Below are 20,318 nucleotides of genomic sequence, written 5' to 3' on the forward strand. Positions count from 1 at the left end.
CTCAGGCTGCTTTAGGAGTGCGGACGGAGGTTCTATGTTTGCACGGATTCGGAGCTATTTGTCGTCTGCCAAAAAACAGGGTAAGGATATATACCAGTCACTTCTTAGAGCTGTTCAGAATTACAGTAATATGCCTTTACTGGGTGCTGAATAGTTACCTGCATTAAATTGTTATGCCTGGCTTGGGGAATTAGCACTGGAAAAGCCGTACGACTAACTTAGATGATCGGACAGAAAAAAAGTTCATTCGTCATCATTTAAAGAGCTGACGATCCAGAAAGCAGTCTTGTCCCGGCGTTAACCAAACACTGGACGATGTGGAAGTCGTTATGATTACACTGTTGAGAGTCGTTACAAATGCTCTGTTTGGCGCAGCAGACGAACTGTCCCCGGAGGACAAAAAGCTGCTCAAGGCAGCTGGGAATGGCGACCCGGGATCGGTGAAGGCGTTGTTGGAACAGGGGGCTGATATTGAGGCCAGGGACTGGTCTGGCAAAACCCCGCTATTTCTTGCGGTAATGTCGGAAAACCCGGACGTTCTCAACGTTCTTCTGGCTGCAGATGCCTGCCTTAATGCCCGCGATTGTTATGGTCAAACTCCGTTGCACAAAGCGCGTAGCCGTGAGATTGTGAACGAGCTGCTGGCTTGGGGAGCCGATATTGAGGCCAAGGATAATGATAAAGCAACGCCACTAATGTGTGCGATTACACATCATGACAGACTGGAGGCGGCCAGGGCGCTTCTGTTGGCAGGTGCCAATATTGAGGCTGGTGATGAATTTCAACGGACACCATTGCATCTTGCGGCTATCTCTAAGTGCTCCGACTTGCGGTATATGGAGGTACTTTTGTCCGAGGGGGCCAATCTTGAAGCCAGGGAAAGAACTACACAATACACCCCGCTGCATGAAGCAGTATTTAGTGGTTCGGGCAAGAAAGTACAAGTATTGGTGGCTGAGGGTGCCAACTGTAAGGCGCTAGATTGGAATAGGAGAACACCGTTGCATTTGGCTATGGGCAGAATTGACAAAATGGACGAACTGATGGCAGCGGTCGGCAGGTTTGACAGCATCGATTCGGATAATAAGCCGGTTAGTTTTCAGCCCCAATCACTCCAGGCCTGCACCCGTACCGCTATTCGCTCGCGCCTGGTTAAACACCGGAAAAATACCGGACAACCGTTGTCAGAATCGGTGCAGGATCTGCCGCTGGGTCCGATGCTGAAAGCCTATCTTTATAAGCCTCTCATGGGAGCTTATCTATAACCAGCGACTGTATTTGTCTTTGTCGTCAGTACTTAAATTCCCCTCGGGATTATCTTCTTGACAATAGTTGAAGCTGATAACAACATTTTCAGGCTGTATTTGCCCGGCAAGCGTATAACCGCTGAAATTTTCCATAATCAATAAAAATTGCCACGAGTTGGAAATGGCTTTTTCATTGTCTTAAGTGAGTGAGCCCGTTTTCAAGTTTAATAACCCAACTGAAGGTCAAATTATGTCCTGTGATTTTCTGCAGCTGGCGGTACCCGGAGTAAGAGGAATGAGTCCTTATCAAGCAGGCAAGCCTATTGAGGAGCTTGCCAGGGAGCAGGGCTTGAAGGTTGAGGATATTGTCAAACTGGCCAGTAATGAAAACCCTCTGGGGCCACCACCTTCTGCGCTGAAAGCAATGGCCGAATCCCTGGCAGAGCTGGCCCGTTATCCCGATGGCAGCAGTTATCAGTTAAAACAGGCGCTGGCAGAAAAACTGAAGGTAGCACCGGAGCAGTTAACCCTGGGTAATGGCTCCAATGATGTGCTGGTGCTTCTGGCGCAGTCGTTTCTGGATACCAGCAGTTCTGCGGTTTTTTCTCAGTATGCTTTTGTTGTTTATCCTCTGGCTGTGAAGGCCGTCGGTGCTGAGAGCATTGTGGTTCCAGCGCTTGACTATGGTCATGATCTGGATGCCATGGCGGAAGCGATTCAGGCCAATACCCGAATTGTCTTCCTGGCAAACCCTAATAATCCCACCGGTACCAGCTTCAGTGAACAGGATCTGCTGGGTTTTCTGGGTAAGGTGCCGGAAGAGGTGATCGTTGTCCTTGATGAGGCCTATTTTGAGTATGGGGTGGGTGGTGACCTGCCTGATGGTATCGACCTGCTTGACCGCTATCCCAATCTGGTGGTGACCCGAACCTTTTCCAAGGCTTATGGGCTGGCGGGGGCTCGGGTGGGTTACTCGATATCCAATCCTGAAATAGCCGATGTGCTGAACCGTTTGAGGCAGCCATTTAACCTGAATCTTCCTGCTCAGTTCGGTGCGGTTGCCGCGCTGAAGGATGAAGCTTATCTGCAGCAGTCCATTGAGATTAATCAGCAGGGGATGGCATTCCTGGAGCAGGGGTTTGCCGGCCTTGGGCTGAACTGGATCCCTTCATCGGGTAATTTCATCACCGTTGATCTCAAGCGTAATGCCATGCCGGTCTATGAAGGGTTGTTGTCCAAAGGCATTATTGTTCGGCCAGTGGCCAATTACGGCATGCCTGAGCACCTTCGTATTTCCATTGGTCTGCCGGAAGAAAATCGTCGTTGTCTGGAAGCGCTGAGCCAGGTTCTTGGCCAGTCGTCGTAAGGAGTGCGTTTGTGAAAACAGTTGATACACTGCTGGTGGTTGGGTTGGGCCTGATCGGGGGATCTTTTGCAGCGGCGGTAAAGTCTGCCGGTGCGTGTCGGCAAGTGTATGGTTATGACCAGAATAAAGCCTCACTGGAAGAGGCCGAGGCGCTCGGGATCATTGATTATGGCTGCGAAAGCCTCTCCGCCGGTGTTGCTGCTGCCGATGGGATTATGCTGGCCGTGCCCATGCTGGCAATGAAGCCGGTTCTTGAGCAGCTATCTCTATGTTTGCCCAGTGGTGTTCTTGCAAAGAAAGTGATTACCGATGCCGGATCCAGTAAAAAAGCGCTGCTCGATGCCGCGCTTGAGGTCTTTGGCGAAGTTCCCCCCTGGCTGGTCCCCGGTCATCCAATAGCAGGGTCGGAAAAAAGCGGTGTCGGTGCCGCAAAAGCTACCCTGTTTCAGGCCCATGATGTCATCCTGACCCCGTTGGCAAATACCGACTCTCTGGCGCTGGCAAAGGTCAGGATGCTTTGGGAGGCCTGTGGGGCAGTGGTCACCAGTATGGATCCCTGTCATCATGATGAGGTTCTGGCAAAGACCAGCCATCTTCCCCATTTCCTGGCGTTCTCACTGGTGGATACCCTGGCCGGGAATCCGGATAATCAGGATATTTTTCGCTTTGCTGCGGGCGGCTTTCGGGATTTTACCCGGATCGCTGGCAGCGATCCTATTATGTGGCATGATGTGGCGCTGGGTAATCATCAGGCGGTGCTGGAAGCGCTGGATGAATTTACCGAGGGCCTTCAGGTGCTCCGGGAAGCGATTGTGCAGAAAAACAGTCAGTCGCTGCTGGGGATATTCAGTCGTGCGCAATCAGCGCGTCAGCATTTCTCTTCTCTGCTGGAGAGCAGGAAGCAGCGGGTGAAGCCATTGCCTGATTCTGTTATGACGACTGGTTTTTCGGGCTCTGTGCTGATTGAAGGTGAAGATTCAGATAAAGACGTTATGGACACTATGAAAGAAAGTACCCAGACATTTATTGCCAGCCCGGGAGGGTCTATCTCCGGTGAGTTACGTGTTCCCGGAGATAAGTCTATCTCTCATCGTTCCATCATGCTCGGTGCCCTGGCGGAAGGGGAGACAGTGATTGAAGGGTTTCTCGAAGGCGAGGATGCCCTGGCAACCCTGAAGGCATTCCGGGATATGGGGGTTCAGATTGATGGCCCCTATCTTGGCAAGGTCACTATTCAGGGAGTTGGCATGCATGGCCTCAAGCCGCCGGAAGGGCCGCTTTATCTCGGTAATGCCGGTACTGCCATGCGCTTGATGGCCGGGTTGATGGCAGCCCAGTCTTTTGATGTTACGTTAACCGGTGATCACTCCCTGTCCGGTCGTCCCATGAATCGGGTGGTGGAACCGCTTGGCCAGATGGGTGCCAGCATCGAGACCTCAGAAGGTGGTCGCCCACCACTGAAGATCAAAGGCGGTACCCGGTTGCAGGGTATTGAGTATCACCTGCCAATGGCTTCGGCCCAGGTGCAGTCCTGCCTGTTACTGGCGGGCATGTACGCAGATGGTGAAACGGTGACGGTTGCTCCGGGTATTGTTCGTGACCACACCAACCGCATGCTGAATGGCTTTGGTTATACGGTCTCTGTCGATGGTGAGAATGGCAGCAGGGTCGCGATTAAAGGGGGAGGCAAGCTGACAGCTACCCGAATCGATGTGCCCTCCGATGTGTCTTCAGCGGCGTTCTTTATGGTAGCGGCCTCAATCGCCGAGGGGTCAGAGGTTCGTCTTTGCCATGTTGGCATGAATCCGACCCGTTCTGGTGTGGTTGAGATCCTGCAGCTGATGGGGGCGGATATTACCCTTGAAAACGAGTCTGTTGTGGGTGGCGAGCCCGTGGCCGACCTGGTGGTGCGTTCTGCGCCGCTGAAGGGTATTGATATTCCTGAGCGTCTGGTGCCCATCGCCATTGATGAATTTCCGGTGCTGTTTGTTGCAGCAGCCTGTGCAGAAGGCAGAACGCTGCTCACGGGTGCCCGTGAGCTTCGGGTGAAAGAGAGTGACCGGATTCAGGCCATGGCCGATGGCTTGATTGCCCTGGGTATTGATGCACAACCATTGTCTGATGGTATGATGATCAATGGTTCCGGTAATGCTGCTTCTGAAAAGAAGGGGAAGCCTGTATTTAACGGTGGCACTATTGACAGCCATGGCGATCACCGGATTGCCATGTCATTCGCAGTAGCTGCACTGCGGGCAAAGGACGATATTCGCATTCTTGACTGTGCCAATGTGGCGACTTCATTCCCGGATTTTGCAGGCCTGGCCAATCGAGCCGGTATGCGTATTGTGGTAAAGGTAAATACCAGTGAGTGAGTCTCAGACACCAGTGACAGTGGTCACCATTGATGGTCCCAGCGGGTCTGGCAAGGGAACGATTGCAGCCCTGCTGGCCAGAGAGCTTGGCTGGAGGTTGCTGGACAGTGGGGCGTTGTATCGGTTAACCGCCCTGGCAGCGATGAATCATGGGGTTGATTTTGCCGATGAATCATCGCTGGAAGTTTTGGCAGGCCACCTTGATGTGCAGTTCTTACCATCAGAATCAGGCGCAGGTCTGACCATTATTCTCGAAGGTGAGCGGGTGGGCGCCAGTTTGCGGACGGAAGAGGTGGGTGCCATGGCTTCCAGGGTTGCGGCACTGCCGGGTGTTCGGGCGGCGCTGTTGCAACGCCAGCGCGACTTTGCCGAGCTGCCGGGTCTGGTGGCTGATGGCCGTGATATGGGAACGGTGGTGTTTCCCGATGCGGCGCTGAAAGTCTTCCTGACCGCCAGCGCCGAAGAGCGGGCCAAAAGACGTTATGACCAGTTGCATCAAAAAGGGATTGATGCTAGTTTTGATCGCCTTTTGGCAGATATTCAGGCCAGAGATGAGCGAGATAGCCAAAGAGCTGTAGCGCCGCTCAAGCCTGCCGATGATGCCATCATTCTTGACAGTACCCGCATGAGTATCCAGGAGGTATTCAACAAGGTGCTGGAACAGATGCGCCTGAGAGGGCTGGTTTAGGATTTTCCTGACAGCCTGCCAGGGAAGTGGGTTCTCCACTTCAGCAAACCTGAGTGCGCCATAAATAAGTTGCACTCAACATTATCTGGAGGTTCGTTTCTGGCGTAAAGCCAGCATTGCAGAATCGGACCTGATTAAAGTAACCCACTCCGGCTGGCGGTGTGGATGACAACCAGTGTACGTTATCCGGTTATCATTGGCTGGTTTTTGCTGATATGGCAGAGACTTTGCAGATGCGTACACTGTCACAGGAAAAATCATGAGCGAAAGCTTTGCAGAACTGTTTGAAGAGAGCCTGAAAGAAATCGAAATGAAGCCAGGCGCCATTGTCAGTGGTGTGGTGGTTGATATCGACAGTGACTGGGTAACTGTTCATGCTGGCCTGAAGTCTGAAGGTGTTATTCCCAAGGCTCAGTTCCAGGATGAGAACGGTGAACTGACCATCGCTATTGGTGATGAAGTCCAGGTAGCTCTGGACGCGGTAGAAGACGGTTTCGGTGAGACTCGTCTGTCCCGTGAAAAAGCCAAGCGTATGGAAGCCTGGAAGGAACTGGAAAAAGCCTTCGAAGCTGAAGACGTTGTTAAGGGTGTTATCAGTGGCAAGGTCAAGGGTGGCTTCACTGTTGACGTGGCGACTATCCGTGCGTTCCTGCCAGGCTCTCTGGTAGACGTTCGTCCGGTTCGCGACACGGCGCACCTGGAAGGCAAAGAGCTTGAGTTCAAGGTTATCAAGCTGGACCAGAAGCGTAACAACGTGGTGGTTTCCCGTCGCAGCGTTCTGGAAGCTGAAAACAGTGCTGAGCGTGAGCAGCTGCTGGGCTCTCTGCAGGAAGGTCTGGAAGTTAAGGGTATCGTCAAGAACCTGACTGACTACGGTGCCTTCGTTGACCTGGGCGGCGTAGACGGCCTGCTGCACATCACTGACATGGCCTGGAAGCGCATCAAGCATCCTAGCGAAATCGTTAACGTTGGTGACGAAATCAACGTTAAGGTTCTGAAGTTTGACCGTGACCGTAACCGTGTATCCCTGGGTCTCAAGCAGCTGGGTGAAGATCCATGGGTTGCAATCACCAAGCGCTTCCCTGAAGGTGCCCGTGCTTCTGGCCGCGTAACCAACCTGACTGACTACGGCTGCTTCGTTGAGCTGGAAGAAGGTGTTGAAGGTCTGGTACACGTTTCTGAAATGGACTGGACCAACAAGAACATTCACCCATCCAAGGTTGTTAACCTGGGTGACGAAGTTGAAGTACAGGTTCTGGACATTGACGAAGAGCGTCGTCGTATTTCTCTGGGTATCAAGCAATGCAAGACCAACCCATGGGAAGACTTCTCCGGCTCCTTCAACAAGGGCGACAAGCTGGCTGGCAAGATCAAGTCTATCACTGACTTTGGTATCTTTATCGGTCTGGACGGTGGTATCGACGGTCTGGTTCACCTGTCTGACATCTCCTGGAACGAAACCGGTGAAGAAGCTGTTCGTCAGTACCGTAAGGGTGACGAAGTAGAAGCGGTTATCCTGGCGATTGACGCTGAGCGTGAGCGTATCTCCCTGGGTATCAAGCAGCTGTCCGAAGATCCATTCAATGCCTACGCTGGCCTGAATGAAAAAGGTTCTGTTGTTAAGGGTATCGTTAAGGAAGTCACTGCCAAAGCGGCTGTTGTCGAGCTGGCGGAAGACGTTCTGGCTACCCTGAAAGCTTCTGAGATCAGTGTTGACCGCGTTGAAGACGCAACTAACGTCCTGAAAGAAGGTGAAGAAGTCGAAGCTCGTATCATCAGCATCGACCGCAAGAACCGCAACATCAGCCTGTCGATCAAAGCGAAAGACCAGGCCGATGAAAAAGCAGCGATGAAAGAGCTGCGTACCAAGCAGGACGAAGAAGCTGCCGGTCCGACCACCATTGGTGATCTGATCAAGGCTCAGATGGAAAACAAGTAATCCATCCTGTTCCTGATTGCTCATGGGGTGCTTTTGTTTGAAAAGCTGCCGCTGAGAGCAAAAAAACCGCGAGTGCTTTTGCCTCGCGGTTTTTTTTGATCAAAAGGTTGTGTGAGATTTAGCCATTGTATTGCTTCGCTCTCTGCCGGGAACAGGAAGTGGCAGGTATTCTTATGAAATGTGTGGGCTAATCAAAGGGTTGCTTGATTTCTCGGTGTGGGTTAGCTAGTGTAGAAACAGTCTGGTTATTTAAGGCGCTTTTGAACAATAAGCGGTGTCTAACAAGGTCTGCAGGATCTTTTAGACATTCCGGGAATGGCAGGGAAAGGAAAAACGACGATGACCCGGTCTGAACTGATTGAGCGGATTGCCGAGTTGCAACCGCAGCTCTCTATCAAGGATATTGAGTTAGCTGTAAAGGCTATCATTGAGCAAATGTCCGATTCGCTGGCCAATGGCGAGCGGGTTGAGATCAGGGGGTTTGGTAGCTTCTCCCTTCATTATCGTGCCCCAAGAGTCGGGCGTAACCCTAAAACCGGTGAAGCTGTGAGCCTTGATGGCAAATATGTTCCCCATTTCAAGCCGGGCAAAGAGCTGCGGGAAAGGGTGAATCGTGGCTTACAGGAAGAAATGGATTGATCGTGAATTAAGTTTATGGCGAACTACGAGTTGCCTCTTGTCAAGAGCAGTTTTACGACAATAGTCGTGTGGGTCAAACGTCTTCTGGTTTTGGCGTTGTTTGTTGTTCTACTGGTGTTTTTCGTCAACTTTACCCTCTCCAATACCGAGCAGATCAGCCTTGAAATGGGCGGGTTAATGATGCCGGCCGTAAGCAGTTCCACGCTGGTTATGGTGCCCTTTGTACTGGGTGGCTTTGCCGGTTTACTGGTTTCCCTGATGCTGGTTATCCGTTTGCGACTGGCTAATGCCAGCCTGAGAAGAAAGCTCGCCCGGCGTGACGCCGAACTCCAAAAGTTGAGGTCCAGTGCCCTTAAAGGGTTTACGGATGCCTGATATTGCGTTACTGGGCCTTATTCTAGCTGCAATCGTCATTGGTTATTTTCTTGGCTGGCGTGATCAGAAGAGAAGGCGGGTAAATAGCTCTGGCAAGTTGTCGAAGGACTATTTTGTCGGTCTGAATTATCTGATTAATGAGCAGACGGATGAGGCTATTGATGTCTTTATCAAAGCCCTGGATATCAATAATGACACCGTTGATACCTATCTGGCGCTGGGAAATCTGTTTAGCAAGCGCGGAGAAGTGGAAAAATCCATCCGTGTTCATCAGGATTTGCTGGCGCGCCCAAGCCTGACTTCCATCCAGTCTTTTCAAGTTCAGCTTGCCCTGGCTCAAAACTACTCTTCTGCTGGTCTGCTGGATCGTGCTGAATCCATTCTGATTGATCTCAGTCGTCAGAATCATGAGCTGCGGGACCAGGCCTTGCAGCAATTGTTGCGTGTCTATGAACAGGAACGGGAGTGGGTTAAGGCAGCAGAAGTTGCAGAAAGGTTGAGGCCGGGCCGGGGAGAGCACTTTGCTGTCATTCTGGCACATTATTACTGTGAGCAGAGCGAAACAGCCCTTAAGCAGAATGATCGGGTGAATGCACGTCGCCTGATACGTCAGGCGTTTTCCCGGGATAAAAACAGTGTCAGGGCCAGCCTTTTGCTGGGTCAAATGGAATTTGACGAAGGCGGCTACAAAGAGGCAATTAAAGTGTTGCAGAGAATATCGGTTCAGGATGTCAGCTTCATGCCCCTCTCGCTGCCATTATTGGAGAAATCTTTTGAGCATACGGGGAGTGTGCGAGGGTTTGGCGCTTATCTTGGCCGTTGCCTGAATGAACGTCCCGGTACTGCGGTTATCATTGCAATGACTCGTCTTTTGCTCAGGGAGTCAGGGGAGTCTCAAGCTGTTAACTTTCTAACAGCGCAACTTGAACGTCACCCTACACTGAGAGGCTTGAATGAGCTAATTGGTCTTCGTCGTCAGTTTCAGGGTGACTTGTCGGACAATGTATTGGAATTGATTCACCATCTTACGGGTCGGATGCTTGAGTTTAAACCTGTTTTCTCCTGTGGCAGGTGTGGGTTTTCCGGTAAGGAAATGCACTGGCAATGTCCCCGCTGTCATAATTGGGGGACAGTGAAACCAATTCAGGGTTTTGAGGGAGAGTAGCTTGATTATTTTGATTGAAAATAGGGCTAGGAGGCTCGATATTAACTGCTACTTACTAAGTAATGAGATAATATTCGTTTTTGATGAACCGTAATGAGCGGGAGGTGTATTGATAGGAGTGTTTGGCTCCCCGAGCTGGACTCGAACCAGCGACCCAATGATTAACAGTCATTTGCTCTACCAACTGAGCTATCGGGGATCAAAAGATAAGGTGAATGATACCTTGCTTAGTGTGCCTGTCAAGTTACTGAGTACCAGAAGCTGGTACTCAGTACAAACAGTCGGTCAGGCCAGGGCTGCTTGAAGTCTGTCCAGAGCCTTTTCCAGCGCTTCATCGCTGGTCGCAAATGATAGCCTCATGCAGCCATCAGAACCAAAGGCAGAGCCGGGAACCAGGGCAACGCCTTTTTCCAGGAAGAGAGCTGCGAGGTCTGTATCTTTTGCAAAGCCCAGCTTTTTCATTGCTTCACTGAAATCAGCAAAAGCGTAGAAAGTGCCGTCACCCTCAATAGCGCTGACGCCCGGCAGCTGATTCAATCGACCGACAACGTAGTCATGGCGCTTTTTAAACACCTTGACCATCTCTTTCACGCAGTCCTGCGACCCATTCAGTGCCTCAACGGCAGCAGCCTGGGCGATAGAGCAGGGGTTGGAGGTGCTCTGGGACTGGATCTTCTTCATGTTTTTGATCAGCCACTCTGGCCCTCCAGCATAACCGATCCGCCAGCCGGTCATGGAGTAAGCCTTGGATACGCCGTTCAGAACAATCGTGCGGTCATAGAGTTCAGGGCAGACCATCAGGATGTTGCAGAAAGGCTCTTCAGTCCAGAGGATGTGCTCATACATATCATCGGTGGCGATCATTACCTCCGGGTACTTTTTCAGCACATTGCCCAGTGCTTCGAGCTCTTTGCGGTTATAAGCGGTTCCGGTCGGGTTCGAGGGGCTGTTGAGTACCACCAGTCTGGTTTTGTCAGTGATGGCGGCTTCCAGTTGCTCGGGTGTGATTTTGAAGCGGTTTTCCAGACCGGCTTCCACAATAACCGGCACACCCTCGGCGATGACCACCATATCCGGGTAAGATACCCAGTAAGGTGCTGGAATAATGACCTCATCACCCTTGTTTAGCAGTGCCAGGGCCAGGTTGAAGAAGCTCTGTTTGCCGCCGCAGGAAACCAGAATCTGGCTTTGCCCGTATTCAAAGCCATTATCCCGCTTGAATTTGTCAATAATGGCCTGTTTCAGCTCGGTGGTTCCATCCACGGCAGTGTATTTTGTTTTCCCTTCAGCGATGGCTTTGACCGCTGCGGCTTTAATATGCTCCGGAGTGTCGAAATCGGGCTCTCCGGCACCAAGGCCAATAATGTCATGTCCGGCAGCTCTCAGTTCGGCAGCCTTGGCGGTGACTGCCAGAGTTGGAGATGGCTTGACCATTTGCACGCGTTGGGATGGATGACCAGTCACAGTTTTCCTCGTTTATGGTTGTAACGCTGAGAATTATAATGCTGTTTGCCTTCCGCTATTGGCTGGAGAAGTTCGCCCGGAGTCTGTGTAAGCTCTCTGCTGGTTTGGTTAGACTTCTTGTGGCGGAAACTATCTATCAATAGCTGTACTATGACGGTGATGAGTAGCAAGTATCCGTCATGCGACCAACAGAAGGCATCATACACAATACGATGTACCGTTGGTATGCGTTTGTCGGTTACCGTTGGCAAATTTTTCTGCTCCAGATGGAAGGGTAGCATGAGTCGATCGTTTAAAGTTTCTTCCCGCTTCGGTCCCGCTGGTGATCAACCGGTTGCTATTGAACAGCTGGTCAAGGGCATTGATGCTGGCCTTGCCTGCCAGACATTGCTGGGGGTAACAGGCTCCGGCAAGACCTTCACGGTGGCCAATGTGATCGAAAAAATACAGCGGCCGACGATCATCATGGCCCATAATAAGACACTGGCCGCACAACTCTACGGTGAGTTCAAGGAGTTCTTTCCAGACAATGCCGTGGAGTATTTTGTCTCCTACTACGACTATTACCAGCCAGAAGCCTACGTACCTACGTCAGATACCTATATCGAGAAAGATGCATCGGTTAATGAGCATATTGAACAAATGCGTCTCTCTGCCACCAAGGCCCTGATGGAAAGACAGGATGCGATTATTGTGGCAACGGTCTCGGCCATTTATGGCCTCGGTGATCCGCAGTCTTATCTGAGAATGATGATGCATCTTGATCGTGGTGACAGGGTGGATCAGCGAACCATTCTGCGTCGCCTGGCAGAATTGCAGTACACGCGCAACGATGCGGATTTTCGGCGGGCCACTTACCGTGTTCGTGGTGATGTTATTGATATTTTTCCCGCTGAATCGGAAAAAGAGGCTGTCCGTTTGGAGCTGTTTGACGATGAACTGGAAGCCATCAGCGAGTTTGATCCGTTGACTGGCGAGGTTCTGAGAAAATTGCCCAGGGCGACCATTTATCCAAAAACTCACTATGTGACCCCCAGGCAGACCATTCTTGATGCAGTGGAAGCCATTAAGGTAGAGCTGGTGGATAGGCTCAATGTCTTGCGCGATAACAACAAGCTGGTGGAAGCTCAGCGACTTGAACAGCGCACGCAGTTTGATCTGGAAATGATGATTGAGCTGGGTTACTGCACCGGCATTGAAAACTATTCCCGCTATCTCTCCGGCAATAAACCCGGTGAGGCACCGCCAACCCTGTTTGATTATATCCCGGACAATGCATTGCTGGTGATTGATGAATCCCATGTGACTGTGCCTCAGATCGGTGCTATGTATAAAGGGGATCGCTCTCGAAAAGAGACACTGGTGGAGTATGGTTTCCGCCTGCCTTCTGCCCTGGATAACCGTCCTATGAAATTTGAAGAGTGGGAAGGACGACGACCGCAGACTATTTTTGTCTCTGCGACACCGGGTAAGTACGAGGAAGAGAACCAGGGGCAGGTGGTTGATCAGGTGGTCAGGCCTACCGGTCTGGTGGACCCGGAAATTGAGGTCCGACCGGCCTCCTCCCAGGTGGATGACCTGCTGATGGAAATTCATAAAACCGTTGCCAAAGAGGAGCGGGTGCTGGTCACGGTGCTCACCAAGCGTATGGCTGAGGACTTAACCGAGTTTTTGCATGAGCAGGGTGTCCGGGTACGCTACCTGCATTCAGATATTGATACGGTGGAACGGGTGGAGATTATCCGTGACTTGCGTATTGGTGCCTTTGATGTGCTGGTGGGTATCAACCTGCTGCGGGAAGGCCTTGATATGCCCGAGGTCTCTCTGGTCGCTATTCTGGACGCCGATAAGGAAGGCTTTCTGCGTTCTGACCGTTCATTGATTCAGACCATTGGCCGTGCCGCCCGAAACATTAATGGCCGGGCAATTCTCTATGGTGATCGGATGACCGGCTCCATGGAGCGGGCAATCAGCGAGACCAGGCGGCGTCGCAAAAAGCAGATGGCCTACAACAAGAAACACAATATTACGCCAAAAGGTGTGGTCAAATCCGTGGCTGATATTCTTGAAGGGGCTGTTGTGCCCGGACGGAAGAAAGGCAGTAAAGCCCAGAAGGCAGTGGCAGAGCCGGGAGCTGAGTATCAGGTTCCCATGACCCCAGACGTCATGGCCGCGGCCATCAAGAAGCTGGAAGCAAAAATGATGGAGCACTCCCGTAACCTGGAGTTTGAACAGGCTGCTGCTGTCAGAGATGAAATTGTCTTGCTCAGAGAGCAGGTTTTAAAACACTGAGAGTAGGTATTTACCCTGTTAGAATTAAGCTGATTGAAGTGTTGCATTTTTTAGCTGCATTGATAATATACGCACCACTTCAGTCGGTTAGCTCAGTTGGTAGAGCACCACCTTGACATGGTGGGGGTCGCTGGTTCAAGTCCAGTACCGACTACCATTTCTTCTTCATGTTGCATACCTGCTCCCTCGTTCACTACTAAATAATTCTTTTTGCTACCGGGTGGTCTCTGGCTCAGGTACCGCTTCCATTTCGATTAGCTGATACCACTTCGCATCCAGTGCTTTCAACAGTTTCCCACTGTCGTCTTTTGTATCAACCAGCCAGCCAGATGGGCAGTCAATAGAACGATAGCAGCGGATGACGGTTCTGCGGCGGTTTTTCTGGACCGGATAAAAATGAGTGGTCACCTGGTCTCCAGGCTGAAAAGGCATTTTCATGGCAGACTTCTGATATTTACCTGGTTTAGTAATCGACTTCGCACGTTGCTGTATTGCCTGTAAGGCTGACTGCTGAGACTATAAATAATATATCGGGTTTCTCAAAGCGGTTTCATTGGCGTGAAACAAGCTATTACATTCCTTGGGAACTATTCATATTTAGACTATCCAGCCTGTTTGCGCTGAACAGTTTACATCGGCTTATCAGGAATGGACTTTACCAGGGGACTGAACTGCCTTCGACCGCAGGTCAGCCTGACTTCGCCAGTAGATAGCACCGCAGACATTGGGAGAGACTTTGCGTTAACGCGATCGGCTGCATCTGATCAAGATGATCCATCAGTGAAGATGGGTTCAATGTCAATAATGGCTCTTTGGGGGGTACCATGGGATTGATCGATGGATAGTAAAAGAAGATTTAATGCTGCCCAGGGTTTAAGGCAGCATTTTATGCTTTTTTTACGACAGTAAACTTATATTTTCCTGAAAAGGATTTAAATTTTCAGTCTGATAAGCATCAGTTTAAACACGTGCCCACCACCTTTCAATTCGACCTTTTCCTGCTTTAATAGCAGCTCCACTGGCAGCCCCGGCTCTCTTAGCTACCTGTAAGTATTGCCCATCCGCTAGCTCTTCCTTCATCTTTGAAGTATTTGTCCTCATGGCTTCTTCGTTGGTAAGGATAGCCAACTCTGATTTTGATTCATCTCTGGATTTTTTAAGGGCTGCTCGTGCTTCCTGACCATGATAAATGTGAAGTTTTAAACTCACATTGCAAAAAAATATTTTAATGTAATGTTTACACTTTAAACAGACAATTTTACGCTTGGAAAGATCTTTTTCGCCAATTTCAACCTTGCCTGGTTGAGGGGCTCTTTCAGCATATACTTGTTCAGTGTCTCGGTAAAATGCTTTACTTCTTTTACCTCTTTTAGTTTTTTTAGTGTCTTTAGCTTTTCCAGCGATTTTAGTGTTAAGTTCACTAGCGGCTTGAGCAAATGCTGCAGCGCTATGTTTTAATTGTTTAGTTTGTTTATTTGTTTCTCCGAGTCTAGCCCCGCGATTTTCTAATTGAGACTGCACCGGTGGTATATGCCCTGTTCCCTTTAAAAAACCAAACATAGTCCGTACTCCTTACTAGACCAATTTTTCGTCAATATATGGAATAATGAGCAAAGGTAAAATTATACTTTAGTATCATTTCTCTATAAAAATAAGCTAATCAATTGATCTTTATAGAATTATATTAAATCAGGTGGTTGCTTTCAGCTTGAAAAGTGACGAATGGTTGCCACGATGCCTTGTCTGTAAATTGCTGAGCCATTCTTATGCAAGCCTGCTGGTCACGACTTGGTCTGTTTTCCCTGAAGGCAAACGGGTTATATGTGCTATTATTTCCGCTCAGAATAAAGGAGTGGTTATGACCGTTGCTATTATAATGGGGTCCAGGTCCGACTGGCCCACGATGCAGCATGCAGCTGAAATGTTGGAAAATTTCGGCATCGACTACGAAACAAGGGTTGTTTCTGCCCATCGCACTCCACAACTTCTGGCAGATTATGCCTCTCAGGCTGCTGCCCGGGGAATCAAAGTGATTATTGCCGGTGCTGGGGGGGCTGCGCACCTGCCGGGAATGGCTGCCGCCTTTACCAGCCTGCCGGTGCTGGGGGTTCCTGTTAAATCCAGGGCATTGAACGGTATTGATTCTTTATTGTCTATATGTCAAATGCCCAAAGGTGTTGCAGTCGGTACTCTGGCCATCGGGGATGCCGGGGCGGCCAATGCCGGGCTGTTGGCAGCACAGATCCTTGGTTGTCAGCAGCCAGAGCTGCAGGCCAGAATTGATGATTTCAGGAAGCTGCAAACCGAAACTGTATTAGCGAATCCTGATCCTGCCGAGTGATAAAAAGCAGTATGAATATTCTAGTATTAGGTGCGGGCCAGCTTGCACGCATGATGAGTCTTGCGGGCGCACCGCTGAATATCAATATCCTCTCCTATGATGTTGGCTCCACAAAGCTGATGCACCCCCTGACGCTTCAGGTCAGCGATCAAACCCTTTCACAGGCTATTGCTGAATGTGACGCCATCACCGCTGAGTTTGAGCATATTCCTGACGATGTGCTGACTCTGTGTGCTGCGTCCGGAAAGTTTTATCCTGGTAAGCAGGCCATTAAAGTCGGCGGTGACCGCAGCATGGAGAAAGCGTTACTGGATAAAACCGGTGTGCCCTGTGCGCCTTACCAGCTGATCACCGATCGTTCTCACTTTGATGCAGCCATCAAGAAGCTGGGGCTGCCACTGGTTATTAAAACCTGTCAGGCCGGCTATGACGGTAAAGGGCAGTGGCGGGTCAGGTCAGACAGTGATATTGAGCAGATCTGGTCGGAAATGTCAGAATTTCTGGTTGCTGGCAGTGAACATTCGCCCCACTCGATTATTGCCGAAAAAATGATTCCCTTTCAGCGGGAGGTGTCGGTCATCGGTGCCCGGGACAAACAGGGCAATATGGCTATTTATCCGGTCACTGAGAATGAGCATACCAATGGGGTTCTGACGCTATCTATCGCTAAATCCATCTCTACCGGGGTTCATCAACAGGCGGTGGACGCCTTCAGCAAGCTGGCTGCTGAAATGGACTATATCGGGGTCCTGGCCATTGAGTTTTTTGATGTGGATGGCCAGCTGATGGTGAATGAGATAGCCCCCCGGGTGCATAACTCCGGCCATTGGACCCAGCAGGGAACCCTGTGCAGTCAATTTGAAAACCATCTCAGGGCTATTGCCGGTTTACCCCTTGGCACCACTGAAGCCATTGGCCCCAGTGCCATGATTAACGTTCTGGGTCAGTCTGATATTCCCGCTGAAGTGTTGTCAGTGGCCAATGTCACCAGCCACTGGTACGGCAAAAGCCAGCGCCCCGGTCGTAAAATGGGGCACATCAATCTGGTGGCTGAGTCAGAAGAGGCGCTGGGTGAAATGCTGGTGGCTCTCTCGGCGTTTTTACCCGAAGATGACTATCCTGGGATTGCCCGGCGAGGTCTGGATTTATCCCTGGACTAATTTAAAGATTTTCCTTTCAAACCGGGGGCGATGTAACTGAATGGTTATGTCGTCTTCCTTACGCCCTCCTGCTGATATCAGGGAGGCTTGAACTCTACCTCATTATCAAGTCGTTATTGTAACTTACTCATCGGTTAGTGATTTACAGGAAAGTAAATTGTTAACTGATCAACGATTAGATTAAGTCTTGCCCGAAAGACTTAGAACATAATAGGAGAAATGGAATGGATTCCAGCATGCCGTCAGGGTTAATAAATAAAGAACAATGTGCTTATATCGAAAACACGCTTTCAGAACTGGAAAGAAATCATCTGAATAATCGTCGGACAGAACTGATCGTTTCCGGGGTATTGAATCCCGCCGAAGATGTTCAACAGGGCGCTGTCTGGCATCGCAAGGTAGAGGTAATCCGGTCTAATACTACTACCTCTGTCTTTAAACGTTTTATAAGTCACTTCACGGCAGAGGGGCGGAAGCAGCGCCAACAAAATCGAGAAGCGGCTGCCTTATTCTGTCGACAAGTATGGGTATTGCTTGAAAATGATAAAACCTCTGTTGATTTGAAGAAAAGGATTATTAATAACGCGGAGTCGGGCGCACTGCCTTTTTTAAAAAAAACTGAGATTAAAACAATAATCCGCAACAAGGAAATAATACTCAGAGGCACGAAAGAATGTGAACTTATTCGTAACGCCTCTGGATTTCTTAAAAAAGAACTCCCCAACATGATGTCTCGCCTACCCCGGGTGACTGTGGAAGATAGCAGAGAGGTGCTGAAAGCTTATTATCAACTCATTATTCTGTCACCGGAGTTGTTACCAAAGGGGCATAAAGCGCACAAAGCGATCCGCAAGCTGGCAAAGCACTTGCGTAATACCCGGCAAGCCGTTGATATTACTGAACTGAAAACGAACATCGCCCGTTCTGTTTTTCATAACCTTTGGGAGGTACTGCCTTCTGAAAATTATCAACGATTACTGATCAGTATTGAAAGTAATCCTGGCTCTTCGCGCGATAAGGTTTTGCAGAATGTGCAGGACCTGATTATCAGTAATGCCAATCCGGATAAGCCTTTTGTGCATGGTCATCCACGGGAATTGGTTTCCGTCAGCGATCTGGCATTGGTGCAAAATAGCCCGAGTCTGCGCGGGTACAAGACTTTAAACAGGCTGCTTGAAGATCTGTCTGATGATGAATCTGCTGTAAGGCACAGAATCAATCAATTACCCCGTGAATTGCGCAGCCTTGACCTGGCCGGGGTTAAACAAGACTTTGATCGATACGAGTCATTACGGCACAGTCTGTCAGCGGAAAATCAAACTCAGGACTTTAAAGAACTCGAAGCCCGTTGCCAGGCTCATCGGCGCTTGATAGCAGAAGGTCGGGCAGCTCTGTTGGATATTCAGTTGTATCAAGGACGACGCTGGACGTTAAATTTACTATTGCAGATACTGACGAATTCGGCTGATCGTATAAGGAATGAAGATAAACTTCCCGATTTAAGGCGCGATCAGCTGATGTTCCAAAAGCTACTGGATCTGGATCAGTTAAGAGGGCCGCAAGTGGATGCAGCCCAGCTGGAATGGTTGATAGCACAGAACAATAAAACGCGTGGACATCTGACGGTTGCCATTGAAGGGGATGGGCCAACAGGACTGATGCTGGCTTTCACCCAGTTTCAGGAAGGGGCCAATGTAACAGTGTTTGAGAAACGGGGCACGGAAGATAACCGGTTACCTGTGGTTCGACTGGACCCGCAATGGCTGCACATGCTGAAATTTTATCTTGGGGAAGAGTATTACCGGCTGTTCGGTGAGGATGGACAGGGCATTGTACGTGCAGATGGTTTTGGCGAAGTGTTCGGAGAAATCGCCACGGACCGGTTGCAAGAGGCACTGAATCTCAGACTTGCTGAACTGATGCGCAGCAAAGACGAACATACTTCCCGGGGTAATGACCCGCAAAACACCAGGTTGGAGCGGTTAGCTGCCTATGAAATGACGGAAGTAGAGATCAGTAAACAAGGCTTTTTTACAGTACAGGCTCAATATAACCCTGAGAATGATCCCACCCTCAACGGCCAGAAAAAACTGCCTGCTGATTATCAGAAGCCGCAGGTGCTATCCCGTCCCGTTGATTTGGTGATTTGTGCCGGAGGTAAAAATAGTCAGTTTCGTAATCTGTATATGGAGGACAAGATGGTGTCTTCTGCCCGCAGCTATGGTGTTTGTAACTGGGAAGGATCGAAGGACCAGCCCTTGAACAATGAGCGGCTGGATACCTTTGGGAACTTTCGTGGCATGGTGATAGTTGATCAACAGTTTCAGCAGTTTTTCCAGGACCAGATGACCTCTGAGGTGGACAGGATCGAGGGGCTAAGTCCTTATGAGCGACGATTCCTCAGCCAGCAAACCCATGAGCGGTCAAGGGGTGTTCGCCGCCTGCAGGCATCTGCCCATGGCAGAGTGATGCAGACCCGGTGTTTTGAAAATAAGAACCTGGTCTCTATCGGGATGGAGCTGCCTGAAGCATTTAATGAATTCTGCCAGAAGTTACAGAAAAAGTTAGCGGCATTACCGGTGCAGGAGTTTGATCAAAAGGGCGAGAAACGATCAGCAGCCGACCAGCAAGCATGGCGTGACCAGCGTGCTGCCAGGGTGCAGAAGGCACTTGCTACCGCATGGTTTCAAACAGTGGCACACAGCTATGGTATTGACCAGTCGCTGGGAGCTACCCGGGAAACGATTAATCACGCATCTTCGGCGGTATTCCCTATACAGCTGCACAAGGCTCGGGAAAGTGTGATAAGCAAAAGATCAGACTCCCATGAGGTGGTCATCGCTGCTGCTGGTGAAGCGGCTGCCAGTGACCATTTTATGACCGCTGGCAACTTGGCCGGAGCCAGAGAGAATATGCTGCATCTGCAAAGTTACACCAGGGTCAAGTGCACAGGATTTGACCGATTGGAGCCGAAACTAAAGCTTAAGTTCCTGTCTGGAAAAATGTTTCCGTTCCTCAAAACAAGGCTGCAATTACTTGAGGAGGCTCAATGGGAAACGGGGAAATGCGTGATCAAGCGGGGAGAGGCACTCTTGGTGCCTGTCGGACTTAAGCGTCCGTAGCGAGGATTGCGAGAAATTGAGGATAAAAATTTCTGCTTCTGAGGAGAATAGCGGGGCTATTTGACGAAGAAGCAGAAATTTTTAGACCAATTTATCGCAACCGCAGTAGGACAGTCTTAAGTCCGACAGGCTCCTTGGGTAAATCGAG

General features: G+C 50.1%; 15 protein-coding genes and 2 tRNA genes. 13 read left to right on the forward strand and 4 right to left on the reverse strand.

The features are described 5' to 3' along the window. Positions 1-329: 329 nt before the first annotated feature. The 8 genes from CX664_RS23640 (at position 330) to lapB (ending at position 9,791) form a co-directional block, all read left to right on the forward strand. Positions 330-1,265, forward strand: coding sequence for an ankyrin repeat domain-containing protein (locus CX664_RS23640; protein ID WP_101749086.1), 936 nt, complete (start codon positions 330-332; stop codon positions 1,263-1,265). Positions 1,266-1,497: 232 nt separating this feature from the next. Continuing rightward, positions 1,498-2,613 carry a histidinol-phosphate transaminase gene (gene hisC, locus CX664_RS23645; protein WP_101749087.1) on the forward strand — a complete coding sequence of 372 codons (1,116 nt, stop codon included), beginning with the start codon at positions 1,498-1,500 and terminating at the stop codon, positions 2,611-2,613. A gap of 11 nt (positions 2,614-2,624) precedes the next feature. Continuing rightward, on the forward strand, positions 2,625-4,985 hold the full coding sequence (locus tag CX664_RS23650) for a bifunctional prephenate dehydrogenase/3-phosphoshikimate 1-carboxyvinyltransferase (protein WP_101749088.1): 2,361 nt from the start codon (positions 2,625-2,627) through the stop codon (positions 4,983-4,985). Beyond that, positions 4,978-5,673: a (d)CMP kinase gene (gene cmk / locus CX664_RS23655; RefSeq protein ID WP_101749089.1), complete on the forward strand. Its 696-nt coding sequence runs from the start codon at positions 4,978-4,980 to the stop codon at positions 5,671-5,673. Before CX664_RS23650 ends, cmk begins: the two co-directional genes overlap by 8 nt. Before the next feature lie 259 nt (positions 5,674-5,932). Continuing rightward, positions 5,933-7,612, forward strand: coding sequence for a 30S ribosomal protein S1 (rpsA, locus tag CX664_RS23660; protein ID WP_101749090.1), 1,680 nt, complete (start codon positions 5,933-5,935; stop codon positions 7,610-7,612). Positions 7,613-7,951: 339 nt separating this feature from the next. After that, complete coding sequence (ihfB, locus tag CX664_RS23665) at positions 7,952-8,251, forward strand: integration host factor subunit beta (RefSeq protein WP_101749091.1); 300 nt, start codon at positions 7,952-7,954, stop codon at positions 8,249-8,251. Positions 8,252-8,266: 15 nt separating this feature from the next. Beyond that, on the forward strand, positions 8,267-8,626 hold the full coding sequence (locus CX664_RS23670; protein ID WP_101749092.1) for a LapA family protein: 360 nt from the start codon (positions 8,267-8,269) through the stop codon (positions 8,624-8,626). Next, entirely contained in the window at positions 8,619-9,791 is a 1,173-nt protein-coding gene (lapB, locus tag CX664_RS23675; protein ID WP_101749093.1) for a lipopolysaccharide assembly protein LapB, read from the forward strand. The genes CX664_RS23670 and lapB overlap by 8 nt, the downstream gene beginning before the upstream one ends. Before the next feature lie 123 nt (positions 9,792-9,914). Here lapB and CX664_RS23680 read toward each other — a convergent pair. Together CX664_RS23680 and CX664_RS23685 are read right to left on the reverse strand one after the other, a co-directional pair. Continuing rightward, positions 9,915-9,990 (reverse strand) — tRNA-Asn (locus CX664_RS23680). 86 nt (positions 9,991-10,076) lie between these two features. Continuing rightward, positions 10,077-11,225: a pyridoxal phosphate-dependent aminotransferase gene (locus tag CX664_RS23685; protein WP_101749094.1), complete on the reverse strand. Its 1,149-nt coding sequence runs from the start codon at positions 11,223-11,225 to the stop codon at positions 10,077-10,079. A 309-nt stretch (positions 11,226-11,534) separates the two neighbouring features. Here CX664_RS23685 and uvrB point away from each other — a divergent pair, with 309 nt between their 5' ends. Then, on the forward strand, positions 11,535-13,547 hold the full coding sequence (gene uvrB, locus CX664_RS23695) for an excinuclease ABC subunit UvrB (protein ID WP_101749096.1): 2,013 nt from the start codon (positions 11,535-11,537) through the stop codon (positions 13,545-13,547). Positions 13,548-13,628: 81 nt separating this feature from the next. Beyond that, positions 13,629-13,704 (forward strand) — tRNA-Val (locus CX664_RS23700). Between the two features lie 56 nt (positions 13,705-13,760). On the opposite strand, the gene CX664_RS23705 is transcribed toward CX664_RS23700, so the two are convergent. Next, positions 13,761-13,985, reverse strand: coding sequence for a hypothetical protein (locus CX664_RS23705; protein WP_101749097.1), 225 nt, complete (start codon positions 13,983-13,985; stop codon positions 13,761-13,763). Positions 13,986-14,507: 522 nt separating this feature from the next. Continuing rightward, positions 14,508-15,107: a hypothetical protein gene (locus CX664_RS23710; protein ID WP_101749098.1), complete on the reverse strand. Its 600-nt coding sequence runs from the start codon at positions 15,105-15,107 to the stop codon at positions 14,508-14,510. A 298-nt stretch (positions 15,108-15,405) separates the two neighbouring features. Here CX664_RS23710 and purE point away from each other — a divergent pair, with 298 nt between their 5' ends. From purE to CX664_RS23725, 3 genes are all read left to right on the forward strand, one after another. Next, on the forward strand, positions 15,406-15,888 hold the full coding sequence (purE, locus tag CX664_RS23715; protein WP_101749099.1) for a 5-(carboxyamino)imidazole ribonucleotide mutase: 483 nt from the start codon (positions 15,406-15,408) through the stop codon (positions 15,886-15,888). An 11-nt stretch (positions 15,889-15,899) separates the two neighbouring features. Next, the gene (locus tag CX664_RS23720) at positions 15,900-17,048 is read left to right on the forward strand and encodes a 5-(carboxyamino)imidazole ribonucleotide synthase (RefSeq protein WP_101749100.1); all 1,149 of its coding nucleotides are present in this window, start codon (positions 15,900-15,902) and stop codon (positions 17,046-17,048) included. Positions 17,049-17,272: 224 nt separating this feature from the next. Continuing rightward, entirely contained in the window at positions 17,273-20,170 is a 2,898-nt protein-coding gene (locus CX664_RS23725) for a hypothetical protein (RefSeq protein ID WP_101749101.1), read from the forward strand. Positions 20,171-20,318 lie beyond the last annotated feature (148 nt).

It is taken from the genome of Endozoicomonas acroporae (assembly GCF_002864045.1).
Taxonomy (GTDB): Bacteria; Pseudomonadota; Gammaproteobacteria; order Pseudomonadales; family Endozoicomonadaceae; genus Endozoicomonas; species Endozoicomonas acroporae.